At 70.3% G+C, this 404-nt stretch carries 1 protein-coding gene; it reads right to left on the bottom strand.

Features of this window, described 5'->3' with window-relative positions; translation table 11 throughout:
- Window positions 1–404, bottom strand: a 404-nt coding sequence (locus AAHM41_RS40385; protein ID WP_342242284.1) for an ATP-binding cassette domain-containing protein, incomplete at both ends; no start/stop codon positions are given.

Genomic DNA, 404 nt, shown 5'->3' with positions numbered 1-404 from the left:
TTGTCCCAGCGGCGGGTGGTGTCCAGATCGGGCACGAGATAGCTCAGTCCGGTCCTCTCGAGAGCAGCCACCAGCGCATCGTCTCCAACGCTCGAGGGATCGGCTGGATAGGTCAGGGCGGCGCGCAGCGGCCCGAGCGGCATATAGGGCCGCTGGGGCAGGAACATCATGCTGTCTCGTGCCGGCAGCAGAAGCCGGCCTGTGCCCCAGGGCCACAGCCCGGCGAACGCCCGGAACAGCGTGCTCTTGCCCGATCCCGGCCGGCCGAGGATGAGGATCCGGCTGCCCGGCGCGATCTCGACCTGCGTCTCGGTGAGGGCCGCGCGGCCGACGGCGGTCGTGACGGCAAGGTGGTCGAAGGCGAGGCAGCCGGCCGGATGGTCCAGGACTTCGATGCGGTCCGT

The organism is Inquilinus sp. OTU3971, from assembly GCF_038440215.1.
This window is presented reverse-complemented; position numbering and strand designations above follow the sequence as displayed.